This window comes from Pseudomonas sp. AC463 (assembly GCF_979253585.1).
The window spans coordinates 1-281 of record NZ_CEEDDZ010000493.1; the positions used below are offsets into that span (position 1 = coordinate 1).

The 281-nt window shown below is 64.4% G+C and carries 1 protein-coding gene; it reads right to left on the reverse strand.

Annotated features, from left to right (window positions below; all coding sequences use genetic code 11):
* Positions 1-281 (reverse strand): sulfatase-like hydrolase/transferase (locus AC0IYH_RS31110; protein WP_471838048.1); only part of this gene is annotated, 281 nt, incomplete at both ends.

The following is a 281-nucleotide window of genomic DNA, read 5'->3' on the forward strand; positions in this document are numbered from 1 at the left end:
TGGTAATTGGCCACGGGCAGGTCTTCCTTGCCCGCACTGCCGGCGGTGTGGTCGGCGACGAACAGGAACACGGTGTCGGCAAACCAGGGCTTGTTCTTCGCCTCGGCGAGAAAGCGGCCAATGGCGTAATCGGTGTACTTCAGCGCGCCCTCGCGACCACTGCCGGAGGGAATGTCGACGCGGCCGTCCGGGTAGGTATAGGGGCGGTGGTTGGAGGTGGTCATCAATTGCAGGAAGAACGGCTTGCCGGCAGCGTGATCCGCATCGGCGGTGCGCAGGGT